General features: G+C 37.0%; 15 protein-coding genes. 3 read left to right on the forward strand and 12 right to left on the reverse strand.

Annotation, left to right across the window (positions count from 1 at the left end; translation table 11 throughout):
- The first annotated feature begins 214 nt into the window (after nt 1–214).
- The 3 genes from IPK91_07215 to IPK91_07225 all read left to right on the forward strand — a co-directional run bounded on the left by IPK91_07215 (nt 215) and on the right by IPK91_07225 (nt 5768).
- The gene (locus IPK91_07215; GenBank protein MBK8297054.1) at nt 215–2491 is read left to right on the forward strand and encodes a hypothetical protein; all 2277 of its coding nucleotides are present in this window, start codon (nt 215–217) and stop codon (nt 2489–2491) included.
- A 59-nt stretch (nt 2492–2550) separates the two neighbouring features.
- Nucleotides 2551–4725 carry a hypothetical protein gene (locus IPK91_07220; protein ID MBK8297055.1) on the forward strand — a complete coding sequence of 725 codons (2175 nt, stop codon included), beginning with the start codon at nt 2551–2553 and terminating at the stop codon, nt 4723–4725.
- A 155-nt stretch (nt 4726–4880) separates the two neighbouring features.
- Nucleotides 4881–5768: a hypothetical protein gene (locus tag IPK91_07225; protein ID MBK8297056.1), complete on the forward strand. Its 888-nt coding sequence runs from the start codon at nt 4881–4883 to the stop codon at nt 5766–5768.
- Nucleotides 5769–5857: 89 nt separating this feature from the next.
- On the opposite strand, the gene lpdA is transcribed toward IPK91_07225, so the two are convergent.
- From lpdA to nuoF, 12 genes are all read right to left on the reverse strand, one after another.
- On the reverse strand, nt 5858–7261 hold the full coding sequence (lpdA, locus tag IPK91_07230; protein MBK8297057.1) for a dihydrolipoyl dehydrogenase: 1404 nt from the start codon (nt 7259–7261) through the stop codon (nt 5858–5860).
- 29 nt (nt 7262–7290) lie between these two features.
- Nucleotides 7291–8451 (reverse strand): hypothetical protein, encoded by a 1161-nt coding sequence (locus IPK91_07235; protein MBK8297058.1) that lies wholly within the window; start codon nt 8449–8451, stop codon nt 7291–7293.
- A 12-nt stretch (nt 8452–8463) separates the two neighbouring features.
- Nucleotides 8464–9627: a hypothetical protein gene (locus IPK91_07240; protein ID MBK8297059.1), complete on the reverse strand. Its 1164-nt coding sequence runs from the start codon at nt 9625–9627 to the stop codon at nt 8464–8466.
- 179 nt (nt 9628–9806) lie between these two features.
- Nucleotides 9807–11165: an NADH-quinone oxidoreductase subunit N gene (locus IPK91_07245; GenBank protein ID MBK8297060.1), complete on the reverse strand. Its 1359-nt coding sequence runs from the start codon at nt 11163–11165 to the stop codon at nt 9807–9809.
- 7 nt (nt 11166–11172) lie between these two features.
- Entirely contained in the window at nt 11173–12627 is a 1455-nt protein-coding gene (locus IPK91_07250) for an NADH-quinone oxidoreductase subunit M (GenBank protein ID MBK8297061.1), read from the reverse strand.
- A 3-nt stretch (nt 12628–12630) separates the two neighbouring features.
- Entirely contained in the window at nt 12631–14517 is a 1887-nt protein-coding gene (gene nuoL, locus IPK91_07255) for an NADH-quinone oxidoreductase subunit L (protein ID MBK8297062.1), read from the reverse strand.
- A gap of 16 nt (nt 14518–14533) precedes the next feature.
- Entirely contained in the window at nt 14534–14863 is a 330-nt protein-coding gene (nuoK, locus tag IPK91_07260) for an NADH-quinone oxidoreductase subunit NuoK (protein ID MBK8297063.1), read from the reverse strand.
- Nucleotides 14860–15378, reverse strand: coding sequence for an NADH-quinone oxidoreductase subunit J (locus tag IPK91_07265; GenBank protein MBK8297064.1), 519 nt, complete (start codon nt 15376–15378; stop codon nt 14860–14862). Before IPK91_07265 ends, nuoK begins: the two co-directional genes overlap by 4 nt.
- Nucleotides 15378–15833 (reverse strand): NADH-quinone oxidoreductase subunit NuoI, encoded by a 456-nt coding sequence (nuoI, locus tag IPK91_07270; protein ID MBK8297065.1) that lies wholly within the window; start codon nt 15831–15833, stop codon nt 15378–15380. Before nuoI ends, IPK91_07265 begins: the two co-directional genes overlap by 1 nt.
- A 53-nt stretch (nt 15834–15886) precedes the next feature.
- Complete coding sequence (gene nuoH, locus IPK91_07275; GenBank protein ID MBK8297066.1) at nt 15887–16903, reverse strand: NADH-quinone oxidoreductase subunit NuoH; 1017 nt, start codon at nt 16901–16903, stop codon at nt 15887–15889.
- The gene (locus IPK91_07280; GenBank protein ID MBK8297067.1) at nt 16900–17868 is read right to left on the reverse strand and encodes a (2Fe-2S)-binding protein; all 969 of its coding nucleotides are present in this window, start codon (nt 17866–17868) and stop codon (nt 16900–16902) included. Before IPK91_07280 ends, nuoH begins: the two co-directional genes overlap by 4 nt.
- 11 nt (nt 17869–17879) lie before the next feature.
- Nucleotides 17880–19211 carry an NADH-quinone oxidoreductase subunit NuoF gene (gene nuoF / locus IPK91_07285; GenBank protein MBK8297068.1) on the reverse strand — a complete coding sequence of 444 codons (1332 nt, stop codon included), beginning with the start codon at nt 19209–19211 and terminating at the stop codon, nt 17880–17882.
- Nucleotides 19212–19218: the final 7 nt, after the last annotated feature.

A 19218-nucleotide genomic window follows, 5' to 3' on the forward strand; every position in this document is an offset into this window, starting at 1 on the left:
GGTCCTGAGTGCTTTGTATGAAGTTTTGATCGTTCAAGTCCATTGCTTTTTATATTGCTTGCAGCGTTTCTATCTGAGAATTCGTTTAACTTACAGGAGATTTTGTGTAGCTGCCCTAACCCCAGGCAACAAATCCTTGATTTAATGCCTCCTGATATTAAGGCATACTCAGATCCCTGGAAATCAGATTTTAATTAACCAACCCTACGAGCTTATGAAAAATGCACTCCCCTCTTTCCATCTCATTCGATCTTTCTTCTTATTAATTCATCTCATTTTATTTCTGCTATTGAATTTTGATCGCAACGGCTTTGCACAATGCACGCCTCCGATGGCAGAAGAATGTGATCAATCGAGCGTGCTTTGTTCACTTGATGAATTGAACGGATATGAATGCAACAATCCAAGTACAGTTCCAAGTCCTTGCAATCCACTGTGCTCACAAGGTGGTGTCGGCCATAATACCTCCTGGTGGGGATTTGTGACGAATGGTGGCAATATTACGATAACCATGGAAATTGGTGGATGCACGACCTCCCAAGGACTCCAATATGGAATCTGGGGAGACTGTCTCTGCAGTCAGGAAATTGTTTGTCGCTCGATTCCATGTATACCTCCTAATTCAACTTCTACGATTAATGTAACCCTTACAGCTTGTAAAACCTATTACTTATGGGTGGACGGCTGCTCGGGGGATATATGTGATTTTACACTCCATACTTCTGGTGGTGGGCCACCGCAATTAACACCTTTAAATCCAATTAATAATGTGCCTAGCAGAATAATAAAACCTGTTTGTGTAGGTGCTTGCAACTATTTGTTTTTTGTAAATCCGCAGCCAGGAGGTTGTGAACCAACCTACGTTTGGACTCTGGATGGAGATGAGCTTGGGGGAAATTCAAATGAAATACGGCTTGATTTTCCGGATCAGGGTGATTTTGTACTTTGTGTTACAGCATACATTGGAAATCCTTCAAGTGGTTCGATTTGTTCGCAGGAAGGTCCCGTTTGTGCTACTGTTCAAGTTCGTCCAATTGCAGACAGAATAGGTTTGCCAAGGACCCTTTGTTATGAACAGGCAAATCCCGGTGGATACACCTGGTTTTCACAACGCATTTTTCAAACAGGCGAATATCGTGAACAGTTTACAGATGCCAACTGCTGTAAATTTGATTCGGTGGTCAATTTTACAGTTTTGCCAAGACCCGTACCACAAAAAATAACATACATCGGCTGCAATGGGGAAGTCTATAAATCGCCACAGGGCATAACAATTCCCGGTTGCAAAACGAATTCGGAATTCAATGCAGGAAAAACGCAGGGCCCTTACCGTTGCGACAGTACCGGGTTATTAACTGCAATATATCCAACAGTGATTCCTCACTTTACGCAAACTTGCAATGAAGGAATCGCAATCATCGCTTCTAATTTAACGATTCAGGATACTTGTAATTCCAATGCAAGTTTTAGTTATTCCTATTTTTGGTATCGTCAGTTGGATCCCACTAAAAAAAGCATTGGGACAGATGATCGTATTTTTATAACAAAACCTGAAACCTATTGTATTGAAGTATCATTAACTACGCTGTTTGAAGGTCAAAGTAAAACCTGCGCATCCACTTTTTGTTATGAGGTACAAATTGATACCAGTCACCTAAATTTAATAATTGCAGTTGAAGATACTGTTTGTATAAATGAAACAAACAGGATATCCTTTGATACCTCACAAGTTCCGGGAATCCTTCACTTCTTTTGGGAATTAAGTCCGGATGGAAACATCGTTTCCCCAATACCTGAATTATCTAATTCCATTGAAGCCAGCTGGACTACTCAAGGACAAAAAAAAGTATGCCTGAGTTTTAAAAACGACTCTATAAATACTTGCTTTTTATGCAAACAAATTACAGTTATTAAAGCCGCTCAAGCCGGTGCTGATTTTAAAGTATTTGGATTAAAAACAAATTTAAATGCAAATAAAGTGAATTCCGGATTATGGCGGAAAATCAGTGGTCCGGGTGCAGTAGCATTTTCCAATCCAAGAGATCCTAAATCTCGGATCACTGTCAGTAAAACTGGAATTTACCAATTAGAATGGGATGCAACAAATTATGGATGTCGTGATCTGGATACGGTACAAGTCGAATTTTTTACCTATCCTAAAATTTTAGTTAAGAAGACACCATTCGTCACCGATAAACTTGATCAACGCAATCAACAAATTTTAACGAAAGAATCATTCATTAAATTTCAAACACCCAATCCGATTGAGTGTACAGGGCAAACCAGCATTGAATTCAATGAATCCTTACTTTTCGAACGCATCCACTATCGTTGGATTGATCTTACTGGTTCGATTGTATTAAATGGAATCGCATTTAATGCTGATTGTAATTCGATTTGTGAAATCAAGGCTCCGGTCAAATCTGGTTTATACTTGCTACAAATTGAAGCCGATGGTGTTTGGGGATTACAAAAAGTGCTTATTTATTAATATTATTTTATACTAAATATATCCAGAAACTCGAATCGTACGCATAAATAAAAATAAAATTGCACATACATAAACTGTTAGTATCCTTTTTTATTTCCCTATTTTCTGGAATTGGGGCACATCAATCCTTCCAAGCACAATGCACACCACCCACAGCAACTCAGTGCATCCTATCCGAAACGCTTTGCAGTATCGATGATTTAAATGGGTACGCATGCACTAACAATAGCAAGATTGCATCAGAATGTCTTCCAGATTATATAGGTGAGAATACAGATTGGTGGGCCTTTAACTCTAAAGGGGGTGAGGTAAGCATTAGCATTACGACTGGCTTATGTCAAAAAAATATGGGACTTGAATTTGGAATTATGGATGATTGTCCCTGTGGCAAACACATTGCCGGTAAATACAATCCCTGTGTAGCAGCAAAATCTGTCCAAAAAATCACTGTTAATTTAACTGCCTGTAAGACCTATTATTTATGGGTAGATGGCTGTTCCGGCGATGTCTGTGATTTCACTATTAATACCAATTCACAAGTTCCACCCGATCCCTATCCTTTAGGTTATATTAATAATGATACCAGCAAGCTAATACAACCCATTTGCAGTGGCGTTTGTGGTTATGAATTTTACATACATCCGGTAAAGAATGCGTGTAATTTTAAATATCTATGGACTTTAGATGGAGATGATCTCCCCTGGAATTCGAATCAAATTAAATTGGACTTACCAAATGAGGGTGATTTTACTTTATGTGTTGAAGTAAGGGAATCTATTGGATTTAATAATCTAAATTGCAGTATATCGGGTCCGGTGTGTACTAAATTGATGGTGCATGATGCAAAACCCTTTCCATCTCCACCAAGCATTTATTGTTATGAGAACCGAAACAGCATCGTTTGTTGTAATGGGGGAAGTTATCATGTCTTAGATTTACCGGAACCTGTAGATGTATATTTTATTTCATGTGGTGAAGAACCTTATGTTGATATGCTGGGTCATTCGTGGCCTGGTTGTCGTCAAAAATTCGAAATTTACTTCCCTAAATCAACAATTCCCTATCATTGTGATAGTTCGATTTTACTCACCACTGCAACCATAAATCGCGAGATTAGATATTGGGACATTGCTTGTACGAATGGAATTGTTCAAATCAAACCGGTCTGGGATTATAATAAAATTTGTTCTGTAGGAGAAACATTTGAATTTGACTACAATTGGTATGACCAATCGGATCCTTTGAAAAAAACCCTTTCTACAGATCTTATGTTGAACGTTAATCATTCAGGCAGTTATTGTTTAAATATTGGAACAAAAGCAGAATTGGATAACCAAAGTGCTTATTGTAATAAAAGCTATTGTTACACAATTAATTTAGATTCCATACCAGGCAAATCAATTCTTATTGGAAAAGATAGTATTTGCGCTTCTGATAAATCCAATTATTACTTAAATAGAATGGATACGGCGGATATAAAACAGTATGAATGGACAATTAGTGGAACGGGAAGTATCCTTACACCCAATCCAAACACGAAAAGTTCAATAGATATTCATTGGACTTCAGGAGGTTTAAAAAATATTTGCGTTCGGTATGTTAAAAACAACATGTTATCCTGTCGGTATTGCATTCAGACTTTTGTCAAGTCAAATTCCAATGCCGGTCAAGATCAAAAAATCCTTGGATTAAAAACAAAATTAGCTGCCGATCCAAATCAATCAGGAAACTGGAAAACAATTTCCGGCACCGGACTCGCTGTTTTTGTAAATAAAAACAATCCCAACAGCAGTGTGACTGTAACAAAAAAAGGAGTCTATTTATTTGAATGGGCAACAGACAATTCAAAATGTATTGGAAAAGATACGGTAGCAGTTGAGTTTTATACCTTGCCAAAAAGACTGAATCAAGCCACATTAGACTTATTAAAAAATCAAGATTCGGAGTTCGTTCAAAACAAACTGAATTTTGAAATTGATTATAAAATTAAAAATCCTGTTTTAACGAATGAAGTATTCACTGTATTTACAACAGCTGAAAAACAAGTTGAGCCGATTCAGTATTCCTGGATTCAACTTGTGAATTATTCTAAATTCGATGGACTCATAAACAATTTAGAAGGTACACCAATATTTGAAATACAATCACCTCCATTTCCAGGAATTTATTTATTAAATCTTTATAATACACGTTTTCAGAAAACACTTAAAGTAATTGTTTTAGATAACCGTTAAACAGCTATCTACTTCTTTAATATAAAAGCATGCAAGCTTAGAGTCATGCATTCAAACAATTTCTCTCAATTTAAAATTCATTCAATTCCATTCTGATTACAATCATTATGTAATTAGCAATTCTCCCTCTATCTTAGAGTAATTAAATGAAAGCCATGAAACCACTTATACTCCTTTACTACTTCGTTGTGTTACTACTTATTGGATTTAGTACAACCTGCCATTCTCAAACTTCCGGGTCCAAGGACAGTATTTGGGTAATTGAAACGACTGATGGAAATACTTATATTGGAACTGTTTCTACTTTTAATACAGATCCAATTGAGATCAATACAAAAATTGGAATCCTCAAGATTCCAAAAAATACCATTCGATCCATAACGCATCCAGAAAAATATCAATTGGTACATGGTGAATACTGGCCTGAAAATCCCCACTCCACTCGACATTTCTGGGGACCCAGTTCGTATGGTTTGCGAAAAGGAGAAGGCTATTATCAAAATTCCTGGATCTTTTTTAATCAAGTGAGTTATGGTTTTTCTGATCATTTTACTCTGGGTGTTGGGATTATCCCCTTGTTTATTTTTGGAGGCGTTGCAGAAACTCCTTTATGGCTTACTCCTAAGTTTAATTTTAATTATAAAAATGGAAAAGGCGCTTACGGTGTTGGAACCATTGTTTTTGGAGTGCTCGGAGCTTCATCAGAATTTGCAGGAATTCTTTATGGAACGAATACCTTTGGTACTCGTGATAAACAATTGACACTCGGTTTAGGATATGGCTATTCATCCAACGGGGGCATTACCAGCACGCCTACAGTTTCATTAAGTGCAATGATCCGAACTTCAAAAAAATGGGCCCTACTTACTGAGAATTATTTACTTGCTGTAGGTGATTCTGATTCATTTGGCTTTATCAGTGGTGGCGCCCGCTATATGGGTCGTAAACTGGCTATAGATTTTGGAGGATTTATTCCAGTAACCAGTGAAATCGAACGTCTTTTTGTGCTTCCATGGTTGGGTATTACTGTACCGTTTAAGTGATGATAGAATTATAAACAGATTTAAAATTGATATTTGTATTAAATAAAAATCAATTCAAAAGTAAAAGCATATCTGAAGGTCTGATCATACTATACATGAATAGCACCCAAGCCACTCGCATCCAGGGCTGCTTCCTTTAATGCTTCCGTAAAGGTTGGATGTGGATGACACATTCTGGCTAAATCTTCAGCACTGGCCCGATAGGTCATTGCGGCAACAGCTTCCATGATTAAATCTGCAGCGCGTGCACCTACCATGTGTACTCCTAAAATTTCATCGGTTGTTTTATCAGCCAATATTTTAACCAGGCCATCTAAATCCATACTAGCGCGGGCTCTACCAAGTGCTTTGAATGGAAATTTTCCTATTTTATACGCCCGATTTTTTTCTATTAATTGCTCTTCTGTAAATCCAACGCCAGCCATTTCAGGCCAGGTATAAACAACACCTGGAATCAAATGAGAATCTATATGTGGTTTTTGTCCAGCTAAAAACTCTGCAACAAAAACACCTTCCTCCTCTGCTTTATGTGCAAGCATGGGTCCATAAATTACATCCCCAATTGCAAAAATATTAGCATGTGTGGTTTGCAAATTTTTGTCTACAACAATTTTGTTTTTCTCATCGGTTTGCACACCAATGTGATCTAAATTCAAGCCATCGGTATATGCACGACGTCCGATCGCAATTAAACAATAATCAGATTCAATTTCAGAAGTATCCTTTTGATCCTTCGATTGGTGTGAAAGTTTTACCTTATTAGATTTTTTATTATAATCTAGCTTGCTTACACTTCGATTCAAATGAAATGTAATTCCGGTTTTACTCAAAGATTTTTGCAGCTCTTTGGCACAATCTAAATCCATACCCGGTAAAATTCGATCCATGTATTCAACGATTGTAACCTGGGTTCCCAATCTGGCATATACAGATCCCAATTCCAAACCGATCACACCAGCACCTATCACGGTCATGCTCTCTGGTAAGGTTGTTATGTTTAATGCCTCCGTTGAACTAATGATCCGGTTTTTATCGTAATTAAATTTGGCCGGTACCTGAGGCTTTGACCCAGTTGCAATAATGCATTTATCAAATGAAATCAATTGAGTGGTTCCATCCTGTTTCAAAACCTTAATTGAGGAAGCATTTTCAAATGAAGCAACTCCATGGATTACTTCAATTTTATTTTTATTCATTAAAAACGAAATGCCTTTTACATTTTGAGATACTACATCGTTTTTTCTTTGAATGAATTGTTGTAAATCAATTTTTAAATTTTCAAATTGGATCCCATGCACTTTAAAATTTTTGCGAGCCTGGTAATAATGTTCACTGCTATCCAACAAGGCCTTAGATGGGATACAACCAACATTTAAACAGGTACCTCCCAAGGTATCATACTTTTCTATTAATTTGACCTGCATCCCCAATTGGGCACAACGTATAGCGGCTACATATCCACCCGGACCCGATCCGATGATCACGACATTCATATTAAAATATTTACAGTATAAAAAAGAAACTACTTCGCAGATGGATTGTTCTTATCGAACGGTCTTTTTCTGAATTTTTTCTTCTTTTTCTTTTTATTATCTGGCAATTCAATTTCACCAGTCACATCCACATATTCATTTTCTACTTTTTTAGCAGCTTCACTCGTATCTTCCTTTGCAATAATTTCATCCGGACGCTGTCCTTTATCATTCATGGATTTTATTTCACGAACATATTCCGGGGTCAAAGGCATTACCATGGAGCGACCTTTCTCAGGTTCATAGGCATAGTATAATACGCCTCTGAAAATATCAACTTTCACCAGGCTGGCTTTACCCTTCATGGAATACAATTCGTCTACATTTGATGGATACTTGTCTAACTCATCTACATACAAATCCAATTCATAATTTAAACAACATTTCAATCTTCCACATTGACCTGTTAATTTAGATTGATTGATTGCAATATTCTGATAACGTGCTGCATTCGTATTGACTGTTTTGAAATCAGAAAGCCAGGTTGAACAACATAATTCCCGACCGCAGGACCCGATCCCTCCGATTCGTGCGGATTCTTGTCGCGCACCGATCTGCCACATTTCAATCTTGGTTCTAAATTCTTTTGCATACGATCGAACCAATTCACGAAAATCTACCCGACCGTCTGCGGTATAATAAAAAGTGGATTTTTTTAAATCAGCCTGTACTTCAACATCTCCAATTTTCATATCCAATTTGAGATTTCTTGAAATTACACGCGCTTTGACTAAAAAAGTACGCTCGAGTGCTCGTGCTTCTTCCATACGTTCAATATCCCTTTGATTTGCACGTCTTAGTATATCAAACGTAATCCGGTTTTCCTGAAAATTTTTCTTACGCATTTGAAGTTTTACCAAGTCGCCCATCAAACTGACGCGCCCAACATCATAGCCACCGTATCCGGTATCTACAACTACCAGGTCGCCTGTAGTAAAGCGTTGAAAATCCGGAATCCTATAAAATGTTTTACGCGAACCATTTTTAAAACTTACTTCTGCTAATTTTACTTCCTGTGGATCTTCTAAATCCAATACAGTCAACCAATCATAGGTATTCATTTTATTACATCCACCACTGGCGCAATGGCCCTTATCCCCACAACCGGTAGGCATTCCATTTTTCTGCGTGCCGCAACTCGTACATCCCATAATAATTAGTATTTAATTCAAGGGTTTATTTTTTCTTAAAATGTGTGAAAGTTTGATGCTAAAATTTGTCATCATCAATTTTACATTTGCATTTCGCTGTAAATACAATAAAGTATCATTAAGTAAATCATCCCAATGTTCAATTTGAGAAACACTCAAAGAATTTGAAAGTTTGTTTGCATATTGCAACACGGGATTGTTTTGAAATTCCTGGTCTGGATTTAATTTAAATTTCTCCCGGATCACCAGAGATAAAAATTGCTGAATCCATTGCAGAAAGTTTTTCTGTTCTTCTTTGTTTAAGCCTGCAAATTGTTCGACCCATTCCGTTAATTCGATGGCATTATAAGTAAACGCACTTTGCAATAATTTTCGTAGATATTCAACAGATGGATTGTTTTGATTTTCTAAAACATTCAAGGTCTGCTGCATATTGCCATTTCCGGCTAACCATGCTGAAACCAACTCATCTTGCTTGTATGAAGGTTCTTTGGTTGAAAGGGTCTGAATTGCATCATCCATTTGGATTGCATTCATTCTAAAGATCTGCGCTCTCGACAATACGGTTGGTAAGATTAACTCTTGATTCTCTGAAGCTAAAATAATAAAGACGTGATCCGGTGGTTCTTCAAAAAATTTTAATAATCTGTTTGAGTCTCTTCCCAGATATTCAGGAAGCCAAACAATTAATACTGAATTTTCAGATTCAAAAGGTTTTAAGGAAAGCGTATTTAATACATTTGAAATTTCAGTTACAGATATATTAGCATTTTTACTGTCGCCTTCCAAATATGAAAACCACTGGGATATTCCCATAAAGGGTTTTTCCTGGATTGCGGATCGCCATTCTTTATAATGTTGTTGACACGTTTCTTTTGGACTGTTGAGTGGAAATGAAAAATGCAAATCCGGATGAATCAGTTTGCTAACTTTATAACAAGCATCACAGGTTCCGCAAGGCTTTTCATCTGAAATACATAAAATGGATTGAGCCACAGAGAGTGCTAGTAAAAGTTGACCATTGCCAGGTCTTCCCAACAACAAACTAAAATGCGGAAAACGATTTTGTTGAATGGACCGGTTGAGCTTCTCAAACAAGTGATGCTGAGAAACCAGTTGGTCGGACCACCGGTCCTGCTTTACATTCAAAATCATATCTTCTTTACCAAAAAGCATGCTAATACCTAATTCACAAAATTAGGAAAAAATAAATTTAATTAATAAATTGATTTATAGTTATTTATATATTAAATAATATAATATTATCATAGATATTGATCTAAGATTCAAGCCATTACATCGTGGCATGGGTAATTAAAACCCCACTACATTCAAATTTTAAAAAATGCCTCCCTTTATTTTAGCAGTCCTATCAATACAGACGGAAGCAAACCGGCTACCAGGGTAATGATTGTAAATACATATAAAAGTCCCCTATAATAGATCGAAACAGACCATGGTTGGTCCGAACTTTTGCTGTAAATAGCGTTAATCACTTTATAATAATAATACATTGAAACTACAGCACTGATTACTGCAACCATAGCAAGAGCTGTAAAATTATTTTGAATTGATTGACTGAGTATAAATATTTTAGCCATAAAACCAGCAGTCAAAGGACCTCCAGCCAAAGAAATTAATGATATGCTTAAAACGAGTGCCAATCCCGGATTGCTTTTTGATAAACCAGCAAATGAATCCAAACTGTCAGAGCCACTTTGCGCTTCTACAAAATGAATCACGATAAATCCAACAAGTGAAGCAGATGCATAAGCAATAAAATAAAACAACATGGTCCAATCCACATAAGCGCTTTGATATAAAAATCCCATTAATATAAAACCAGATTGAACGATTCCAGAATACGCAAACAATCGTTTCACACTATCTTGTGTAACGGCCAAGATATTTCCAAGTATTAACGTGGCTAATATCAGTAATACAAAATACCAATTGATCCATTCTGGCAATACAGCGTGATTCAATTGCACCAATCTATAAAAAGCGCCGATGGCAGCAATTTTAACGAGGGTTGCCATAGAGGCTGTAAATAAAGTAGGCGTTCCCTGGTAAACATCGGGTGCCCAAAAATGAAATGGAACCAAAGCAACTTTTAATGCAAATGCCGTAAACAAAAATATGAATCCAAAACTCATCATACTTGTTGCAACTCCACTGGTCTGGATCATTGAAAGTGAACCACTTTCAGCATAAATCCAACCAATACCAAACAGCATGATTGCACTGGTAAACGATCCGGTGATAAAATATTTTAACGATGCTTCATTAGAGAGAATACTCCTTCGATTTGCACCTGCTAATACATACATGCTGATGGAAAGAATTTCAACCCCAAGAAATAAACTCATATAATTTAAGGCACTGACCATTAAGATCGATCCTAGAATTGCAAATAAATAAATGCCTAAAAAATCAGAAAGCTCTTCCTGGCCCCGATTTTTAAATAAATTAAAAAATGGCAATAAACCCAATGCAGCAAACATCAATATCAATGAAATTTTTCTAGAAAGTCCATCGACTTGGACCATGTCTGCCAGATAATGATTCCAGAAGGTTTGTTGTGAACTCAATGAAAAAATAGCAGCAGAAATTGCAATGATGGCAACCGGCAATAGTACATTCCGCATTCCGCTAAATCCTAAGAAAAGAATCAGCAATCCGGCGAGGGTTAATATGATTAATGCAAGCATCATAGATTCATCAATTATCTGGAATGAAGTTCATGTATTTATAAGCAAACTGTCCAAAACCAATCCAGTCTGCAGGAAATAATCCTAGTATAAGAATTAACATAACAAGGATCAGAAAAATATAGTCTTCTGAGAGACTTAATTTTTGGAAACCTATAATATTAGAGGAAGGAATTCCAAACATCGTTTTTTGATACCAACGCAACATGTAAGCAGCTCCAAATATTAAAGTCAATGCTGCGACCAAGCCAATATAAAATTTAAATTCCACCAATGCCCATATTAAATAAAACTCACCAATAAAACCGCAGGTAAGTGGCAAGCCTACAGCCGAAAGTAAAATGATGAAAAAATAAACTGCAAAACGAGGATTATTTCTGGCAATTCCAGAAAAGGAATCCACGCTATGTTCATTGGTACGTCGAATCATCACATCCGCAACAAATATTAAACCTGCTACAGCAAGACCATGAGCCAACATGGCAAACATTGCACCCTGCATTCCTATATTTGTCAAAGTCATGGTGCCAGCAGCCATTAATCCGATATGTGATAAGGAGGAATATGCAATGAGTCGAATGATATCTTTTTGCCGCCATGCCACGATTGCGCCATAAACGACTCCGATCACACACAACAGGGTTATGTAATTAAACCAATCATACACAACCTGAATAAAGAAGAAATTAAATCGAACAAATCCATAAATGCCCATTTTGGATAAGAGGGCAGCCAATATCATTAATGTAGGGCGATCTGCTTGTGAATACAAATCCGCTTGCCAGGTATGAAATGGAAAGAGGGGTGCTTTAATTGCAAAAGCGATAAAAAATGCTGCAAACAACCAATATTGATATTTCAATGAAAGTTTGTATTGATAAAAATCAGCCCAACTATCCAATCGCAATTGAGGAAACATATTGGACTGATAAAACAAGATTGCTAATAGCATAAGCAAACCTCCAAATACCGTATATATAAAAAATTTGAAGACAGCCTGTTTTCGTTTTGGCCCACCAAAATTGAGAATTAAAAAATAAACCGGAATCAGCGTTGCTTCAAAAAAGATTAAAAACGTCATTGGATTTTGGGCGCTAAAAAAAGCATTTAAAAACGTATGTGTCAGGCCTATCAATCCATAATAACTTGCGGTCCGGTCATTCCCCTTTACCATCGTTGCCAATACTGCTAAACACACTACGATTTGTGTTAGCATCAAAACCAATAAATTGGCAGCATCCATTCCAAAACTCAATGAAGCACGGATGGAAGGAATCCAATCGTAATAAAATCCAAAAGCAACGTAATTTGTTTTTACATTATAAGCACTTAATAGCAATAAAAAATAAAATAAGCTTCCAACAGATGAAATCAAAGCAATTATGGAAGACCATTTCTTTCCGGATACAAAACTCAGTAAGGAAAAAATGAATGGAATTAATATAAGGACTCCTGATGAATTCATAGCTTATCTGTAAATAAACACTAAGACAATTAATAATATACTGACTACAGTACTTAACAAGTACCAACTCAATTTACCTGATTGCAAATTTTTAAGTGCAAAACTTGAAGATTCAATAAGGGTGTCTGGTATTCGAATCAACCGATCAATCACCCCATATTCAAATTGATTTATAATCCAGCTTCCAGTTTTCTTTAAAGGATTAACAAAAAGCAGTGCATACAATTCATCCAGATAAAATTTATTTACAATGATTCTGGAAATTAGCGAATTTCCTGGTTCAAAAACTTTAGTATCGGATGTTGCGTATTTTTTAAAAGTAATATAACCAATGGACACTAAGGCTAAAACTGTTACACCCCATAAACTGTATTCAAATAAATGGGACACTTTAAATCGAGTATGGGCAATGGATTGAACTAAAAATTTATATAATTTATGATCACCTCCGGTTATTTCTGGCAATCCGACAAAGCCTCCTATGATAGAAAATACAGCTAACACAACCAAAGGAATTATCATACTATAAGAAGATTCATGCACCTTGTTCAGTTTTTCTTCCGAACCTCTGAATTGTCCATGAAAGGTGGCAAATAACAAGCGGAACATATACCATGCTGTAAAAACGGATGCAAATGCCAATACAAGAAAAAACCAAAAGTTTTTAGAATATACCGCAGCTAAAATTTCATCTTTAGAAAAGAAACCTGCAAATGGAGGACACCCAACAATGGCTAAGGTTCCAATTAACATAACGGTATAGGTCCATTTCATCTTTGACTTCAATCCACCCATTTTGCTAATGTCTTGTTCACCGTGTAAACCATGAATCACACTTCCGGCGCCTAAAAACAATAAAGCTTTAAAAAATGCATGGGTCATCAGATGAAATACTGCTGTTATATAAGCACCCACACCCAAGGCAACAGCCATATAACCCAATTGGCTGACGGTTGAATAGGCTAATATTTTTTTAATGTCGTTTTGTTTTAATGCAATGCTTGCGGCAACCAATGCAGTAATACATCCTGTAATGGCAATAATGGTTAAACTCTGTGGTGCATAATCAAACAGGAAGTACATTCTTGCAATCAAATAGATCCCTGCAGTTACCATGGTCGCTGCGTGGATAAGAGCTGAAACAGGTGTTGGGCCAGCCATTGCATCCGGTAACCAGGTAAATAAAGGGATTTGAGCAGATTTCCCACAAACACCCAAAAACAACAAGAGGCATATTAATAAAATCTGCGGGTCATGCAATTGACCTTCTTCCATTATGGTTTCATGGATGTCTGTAAATTCTATTCCTCCAAACTTATTAATTATCAAAAATATAGCTACTAAAAATCCAAGATCCCCAATTCGATTCATTATAAAGGCTTTTGCAGCAGCACGATTGTACTCTTTATTTTCAAACCAGAATCCAATTAATAAAAACGAACACAATCCAACTCCTTCCCAACCTGCAAATAAAACCACCAGGTTAGAACCAAGGACCAGCAATAGCATGGAAAATAAAAATAAATTCATGTAGGACATAAACCTGGAATAGCCTTTATCATCATGCATGTATCCAGTGGAATAGGCATGTATTAAACTTCCAACTCCTGTCACAACAAATAACATGATAATAGCCAGGTGATCTATATAAAAGCCAAAATTAATTTTTGCACTTCCTTCAACAATAAACCAGGTGTAGAGTGGAATGGAATGAGCCGGACCCGATAAATAGGTATAGGCTAAAACGGTTCCAACGAAACTGGTAAGCGGTCCCAAACATGCGAGTATACTTACAGCCCATTTAGGAAATGAATTACCAAATAAACCATTTATCAGAAAACCGATAAGTGGTGGCCAAAGTATAATGTGTAATATTAGTGTTGCATCCATGCTGTTTTCCTCTTGCTCAACCTTTCAATTGATTAAATAAATCGATGTTGGTCGTTTTTAAATTTTTATACATCATCACAATAATTGCCAGCCCGACAGAAACTTCTGCTGCAGCTACTGCCATTATAAATAAAACCATAATTTGTCCGGAGGCTTCTCCCCGATACGCTGAAACGGAAACCATCAATAGGTTTACAGCATTTAACATGATTTCAATACACATAAACACTATAATAATATTGCGCCTTACCAATACGCCAATCATACCGATAAAAAACAAGCAGGTACTCAACATGAGATACTGCTCTAATGGAACTGTACGAATTAACTCCGGAATTGAATTCATGGTAAATTAATTTTAACTGGTTGGACCCGTTCTTTACGGCCTAATAAAACAACGCCAATCATAGCTACTAAAAACAAAACGGAACAAATTTCCATTGGAAATAAATAATCGCGGTACAAAACCTCTCCCAAATTTTCTACTAAACCGTGTTGATACCCACCGGTATTATCATGTTGTGTCAATGCGGCAGTTCGGAACGCTGAGAAGAATACTAAAAACAAACAAGCTCCTGAAATTGCAGCAGCACTTAAAGGAATCCAGGATTTAAATCGTTCAATTTCCTGATTTAAATTTAAAAACATGACAACGAAAAGAAACAATACCATGATTGCACCTGCATAAACCACCACATTAACCAATGCTAAAAACTGAGCATTGAGTAACACATAATGTGCAGATATCAGAAAAAAAGTAAATACTAAAAATAATATACTCCGGATCGGATGTTTAGAAATGATAACCATAATTGCTGCAAAAATGGTTAAGCCGGATAAAATATAAAACAGGTTTTGCATCAATTTAACTTCAAGGGTTCAACCAAACGATCTTTTCCATATATAAATTCTTCTCGTTCAAAACTTGCCGGAGCCATGACGTCATTTTGCAAGAATATCGCAGCTTTAGGACATGCTTCTTCACACAAACCACAAAAGATACATCGCAACATATTGATTTCATAAACAGATGCATATTTCTCTTCGCGGTACAATTTCTTTTCTTCTGGTTTCCGTTCTGCCGCAGTCATGGTAATTGCTTCAGCTGGGCAAGCCAATGCGCACAACCCACAAGCAGTGCAACGTTCTGCACCTTGATCATCTCTTTTTAAAATATGCAATCCTCTGAATACTTCACTCATCGGACGTTTCTGTTCCGGATATTGAATCGTAGCTTTTTTCCTAAATAAGTGACTTAAGGTAATTGCCATTCCTTTCAACACGGCCGGAAGATAAATCCGTTCCATAAACGTCATCGGTTTACGAAACATGATTTTTCTTTTATTCGTCAGTTTATATTCAATCATTATTACGATTTAAATAATATAAATGCACCGGTTAAAATAATATTTAATACAGCCAGTGGGATTAAAACTTTCCACCCTAAATTCATCAACTGATCATATCTGAACCGAGGCAATGTCCACCGGATCCAAATAAATAAAAAGATAAAAAAGAAAATTTTACCAAACATGACACCAGCTCCTAATAATGTTTTAGTCAAACCCGGATCCATACTACTAATAAAAGGAAATTGGTATGCACCAAAATATAAAGTTGCCAGTACTGCACTGCTTACAAACATATTGATATATTCTGCAAACAGATAAAAACCAAGTTTCATAGAAGAAAACTCTGTATGATACCCCCCAACTAATTCTGTTTCGCATTCAGGTAAATCAAATGGTGCACGATTGGTTTCTGCAAAAGCACAAATAATAAATATCAAAAAACCGAGGGGCTGATAAATTACATTCCAGTGCCAGCCGCTTTGTTGATCTACTATATCGCGTAACGACAAACTGGATGTAACCATAATCAGTGAAACGATAGACAAGCCCATAGCTAGTTCGTAACTGATATTTTGAGATGCAGCACGAATTGCACCTAATAAACTAAATTTATTATTAGAAGCCCATCCTCCTATCAAGATTCCATATACACCCAAAGAAACGACCCCAAACAAATATAAAATGCCCACATTTAAATCCGTGGCTTGCATTGAAAAAATCTGGCCATTCCACGGCAGATCGGGTGCAAAAGGGATTACAGCACTTGTCATCAATGCGGTAATCATAAAAAAACCAGGCCCCATAATAAACAACCATCGATCCGAGGCTCTTGGGATAAATTCTTCTTTAAAAAATAATTTAATCCCATCAGCCAGTGGTTGCAACAATCCGAAAGGTCCAGCCCGATTGGGTCCCAAACGGTCTTGTAAAAAGGCAGCCAGTTTTCGTTCGGCATATGTAGAATACATAGCGATAAACAAAGACAAGCCAAATATGACTGAAATAAATACCAATTTAAAAATCAGTTCGCTCATTCTGAAACAAATTTGGCGTCCACATTAACTGCTGGTGAAATCACCGGCAACTCATATTTATTTGCAGATATAACAGAATCATCTCCCATGTCTCTTGGACCTTCAATGTGCCAATCTGCTGTTTCTTTATGTTCAAATCTGCATTCGTTGCAAATAAAATCCTCCACTTCCCCAAATGCATTTTTTCTTGCTGTAATTCGAATAATATCATCGCCTTTCATCCAGGCAATTGTTTTGCCTGAACATTTAGAACAGGAACGATGTGCATTAAATGGTTTTGAAAACCATACCCGTTGTTTAAATCGATAGGTTTTATCTGTCAATGCACCTACCGGGCATACATCAATAATATTTCCAGAAAAATCTTTATCAATTGCATGTTGAATGTAGGTACTAATCTCTGAAACGTCTCCGCGATTTAGTACGCCGTGCACGCGTGAATCAGTAAGTTGCTCGGCAGCATAAACGCAACGATAACATAAAATACAGCGGGTCATGTGCAATTGGACATAAGGTCCAATATCTATCTTATTAAATTCTCTTCTTGATTCTTCATATCGGGTGCCTTCAGTACCATGTTCGTATGAAAGATTTTGCAAATCGCATTCTCCTGCCTGATCGCAAACAGGACAATCCAACGGGTGATTGATTAATAAAAATTCAACGACCCCATTGCGAGCTTCCAGTACTTCTGGAGAACTTTCATTTTCAACCACCATCCCATGTTCAACGCGTGTAAGACAGCTTGCAACCAATTTAGGCATAGGGCGGGGATTGGCTTCACTGGATTGAGCAACTTTCACCAAACATACGCGGCATTTTCCTCCTGTGTCTTTCAAAGAAGAATAATAACACATAGCGGGTGGATACGTTCCTCCAATTTGTCTTGCAGCTTGAAGTATAGTCGTTCCAGGTGGAACTTCAATACTTTTACCGTCTATGGTTACTTTAAAAAGATTTTCCATTCTAGTTTTATTTAATGGCTCATTGCAGTTTCAAAATGTAAATGCCTGGCATTACACGATTCCGGATTCCTGACATGCGCTTCAAATTCATCCCTAAAATGGCGAATTGCACTGGCTACCGGCCATGCGGCTGCTTCACCCAAGGGACATATTGTTTTTCCTTCTATTTTTTTAGCTACATCAACCAATAAATCAATATCAGTCAATTTGCCATGACCATATTCAATGCGGTGTAATACTTTTTCCATCCAACCGGTTCCTTCTCTGCATGGACTGCATTGTCCACAACTTTCATGATGATAAAACCGAGTGAAATTCCACAAATTTCTCACGATGCAGGATTGATCATCGAACACGATGAATCCACCAGAACCTAACATGGTTCCACTAACAAATCCACCATCCGACAGCGATTCGTAACTCATTAAACGAGCTTCCTGATTGGCTGTTTTTAAAATCAGATTTTTTGGGAGAATGGGTACTGAAGAACCACCAGCAACAACCGCTTTTAGTTCTCTTCCATTTGCGATTCCACCACAATAGTCATCGCCGTATATAAATTCTTCAACCGGTAATCCCAATTCAATTTCAAATACACCTGGTTTATTTATGTTTCCACATGCTGAAATTAATTTGGTACCGGTACTTTTGCCAATCCCGATTGCAGCATAGGCCGCGCCTCCATTATTGACAATCCATGGCACTGCTGCAATTGTTTCTACATTGTTTACTACGGTTGGGCAACCATACAATCCCCAAACTGCTGGAAATGGCGGCTTGTTTCTTGGATTGCCGCGTTTGCCTTCAAGCGATTCCAGCAATGCAGTTTCTTCTCCACAGATATAGGCTCCTCCACCGGCTTGCACAAATAAATCCAAATCATATCCGCTACCCAAAATATTTTTTCCAAGATACCCTTTGGCATAGGCTTCTGCAATTGCTTTTTCGAGGATGCGTATGATATACATCATTTCACCCCGAACATAGATGTAGGATGTTTTTGCAGTCAATGCAAAGGATGAAACAATCATTCCTTCAATCAACAAATGCGGAATATGTTCCATTAAAAAACGGTCCTTAAAGGTACCCGGTTCAGATTCATCTGCATTACAAACAAGGTATTTCGGTTTGTCTGATTTTTTATCTAAAAAAGACCATTTCAATCCAGTTGGAAATCCGGCTCCTCCTCGACCTCTTAATCCAGAAGTCTTGACTTCTTCAACCAGTTGATCTGGACTTAATTGTTTCAATGCTTTTTCAACGGAGCGGTAGCCTCCATTTTTTAAATATCCATCAATTGATTGGATTCCAGGTTTATCTATATGTTCTAATAATAATTTCATTCCTCTA

It is taken from the genome of Saprospiraceae bacterium, assembly GCA_016712145.1.
In the GTDB taxonomy this organism is placed as follows: Bacteria; Bacteroidota; Bacteroidia; order Chitinophagales; family Saprospiraceae; genus Vicinibacter.

Coding starts and splice junctions, on each gene's coding strand:
- IPK91_07215 (MBK8297054.1), top strand. CDS start 215: ATGAAAAATGCACTCCCCTCTTTCCATCTCATTCGATCTTTCTTCTTA.
- IPK91_07225 (MBK8297056.1), top strand. CDS start 4,881: ATGAAACCACTTATACTCCTTTACTACTTCGTTGTGTTACTACTTATT.
- lpdA (MBK8297057.1), bottom strand. CDS start 7,261: ATGAATGTCGTGATCATCGGATCGGGTCCGGGTGGATATGTAGCCGCT.
- IPK91_07235 (MBK8297058.1), bottom strand. CDS start 8,451: ATGGGATGTACGAGTTGCGGCACGCAGAAAAATGGAATGCCTACCGGT.
- IPK91_07240 (MBK8297059.1), bottom strand. CDS start 9,627: ATGCTTTTTGGTAAAGAAGATATGATTTTGAATGTAAAGCAGGACCGG.
- IPK91_07245 (MBK8297060.1), bottom strand. CDS start 11,165: ATGATGCTTGCATTAATCATATTAACCCTCGCCGGATTGCTGATTCTT.
- IPK91_07250 (MBK8297061.1), bottom strand. CDS start 12,627: ATGAATTCATCAGGAGTCCTTATATTAATTCCATTCATTTTTTCCTTA.
- nuoL (MBK8297062.1), bottom strand. CDS start 14,517: ATGGATGCAACACTAATATTACACATTATACTTTGGCCACCACTTATC.
- nuoK (MBK8297063.1), bottom strand. CDS start 14,863: ATGAATTCAATTCCGGAGTTAATTCGTACAGTTCCATTAGAGCAGTAT.
- IPK91_07265 (MBK8297064.1), bottom strand. CDS start 15,378: ATGCAAAACCTGTTTTATATTTTATCCGGCTTAACCATTTTTGCAGCA.
- nuoI (MBK8297065.1), bottom strand. CDS start 15,833: ATGACGTTTATGGAACGGATTTATCTTCCGGCCGTGTTGAAAGGAATG.
- nuoH (MBK8297066.1), bottom strand. CDS start 16,903: ATGAGCGAACTGATTTTTAAATTGGTATTTATTTCAGTCATATTTGGC.
- IPK91_07280 (MBK8297067.1), bottom strand. CDS start 17,868: ATGGAAAATCTTTTTAAAGTAACCATAGACGGTAAAAGTATTGAAGTT.
- nuoF (MBK8297068.1), bottom strand. CDS start 19,211: ATGAAATTATTATTAGAACATATAGATAAACCTGGAATCCAATCAATT.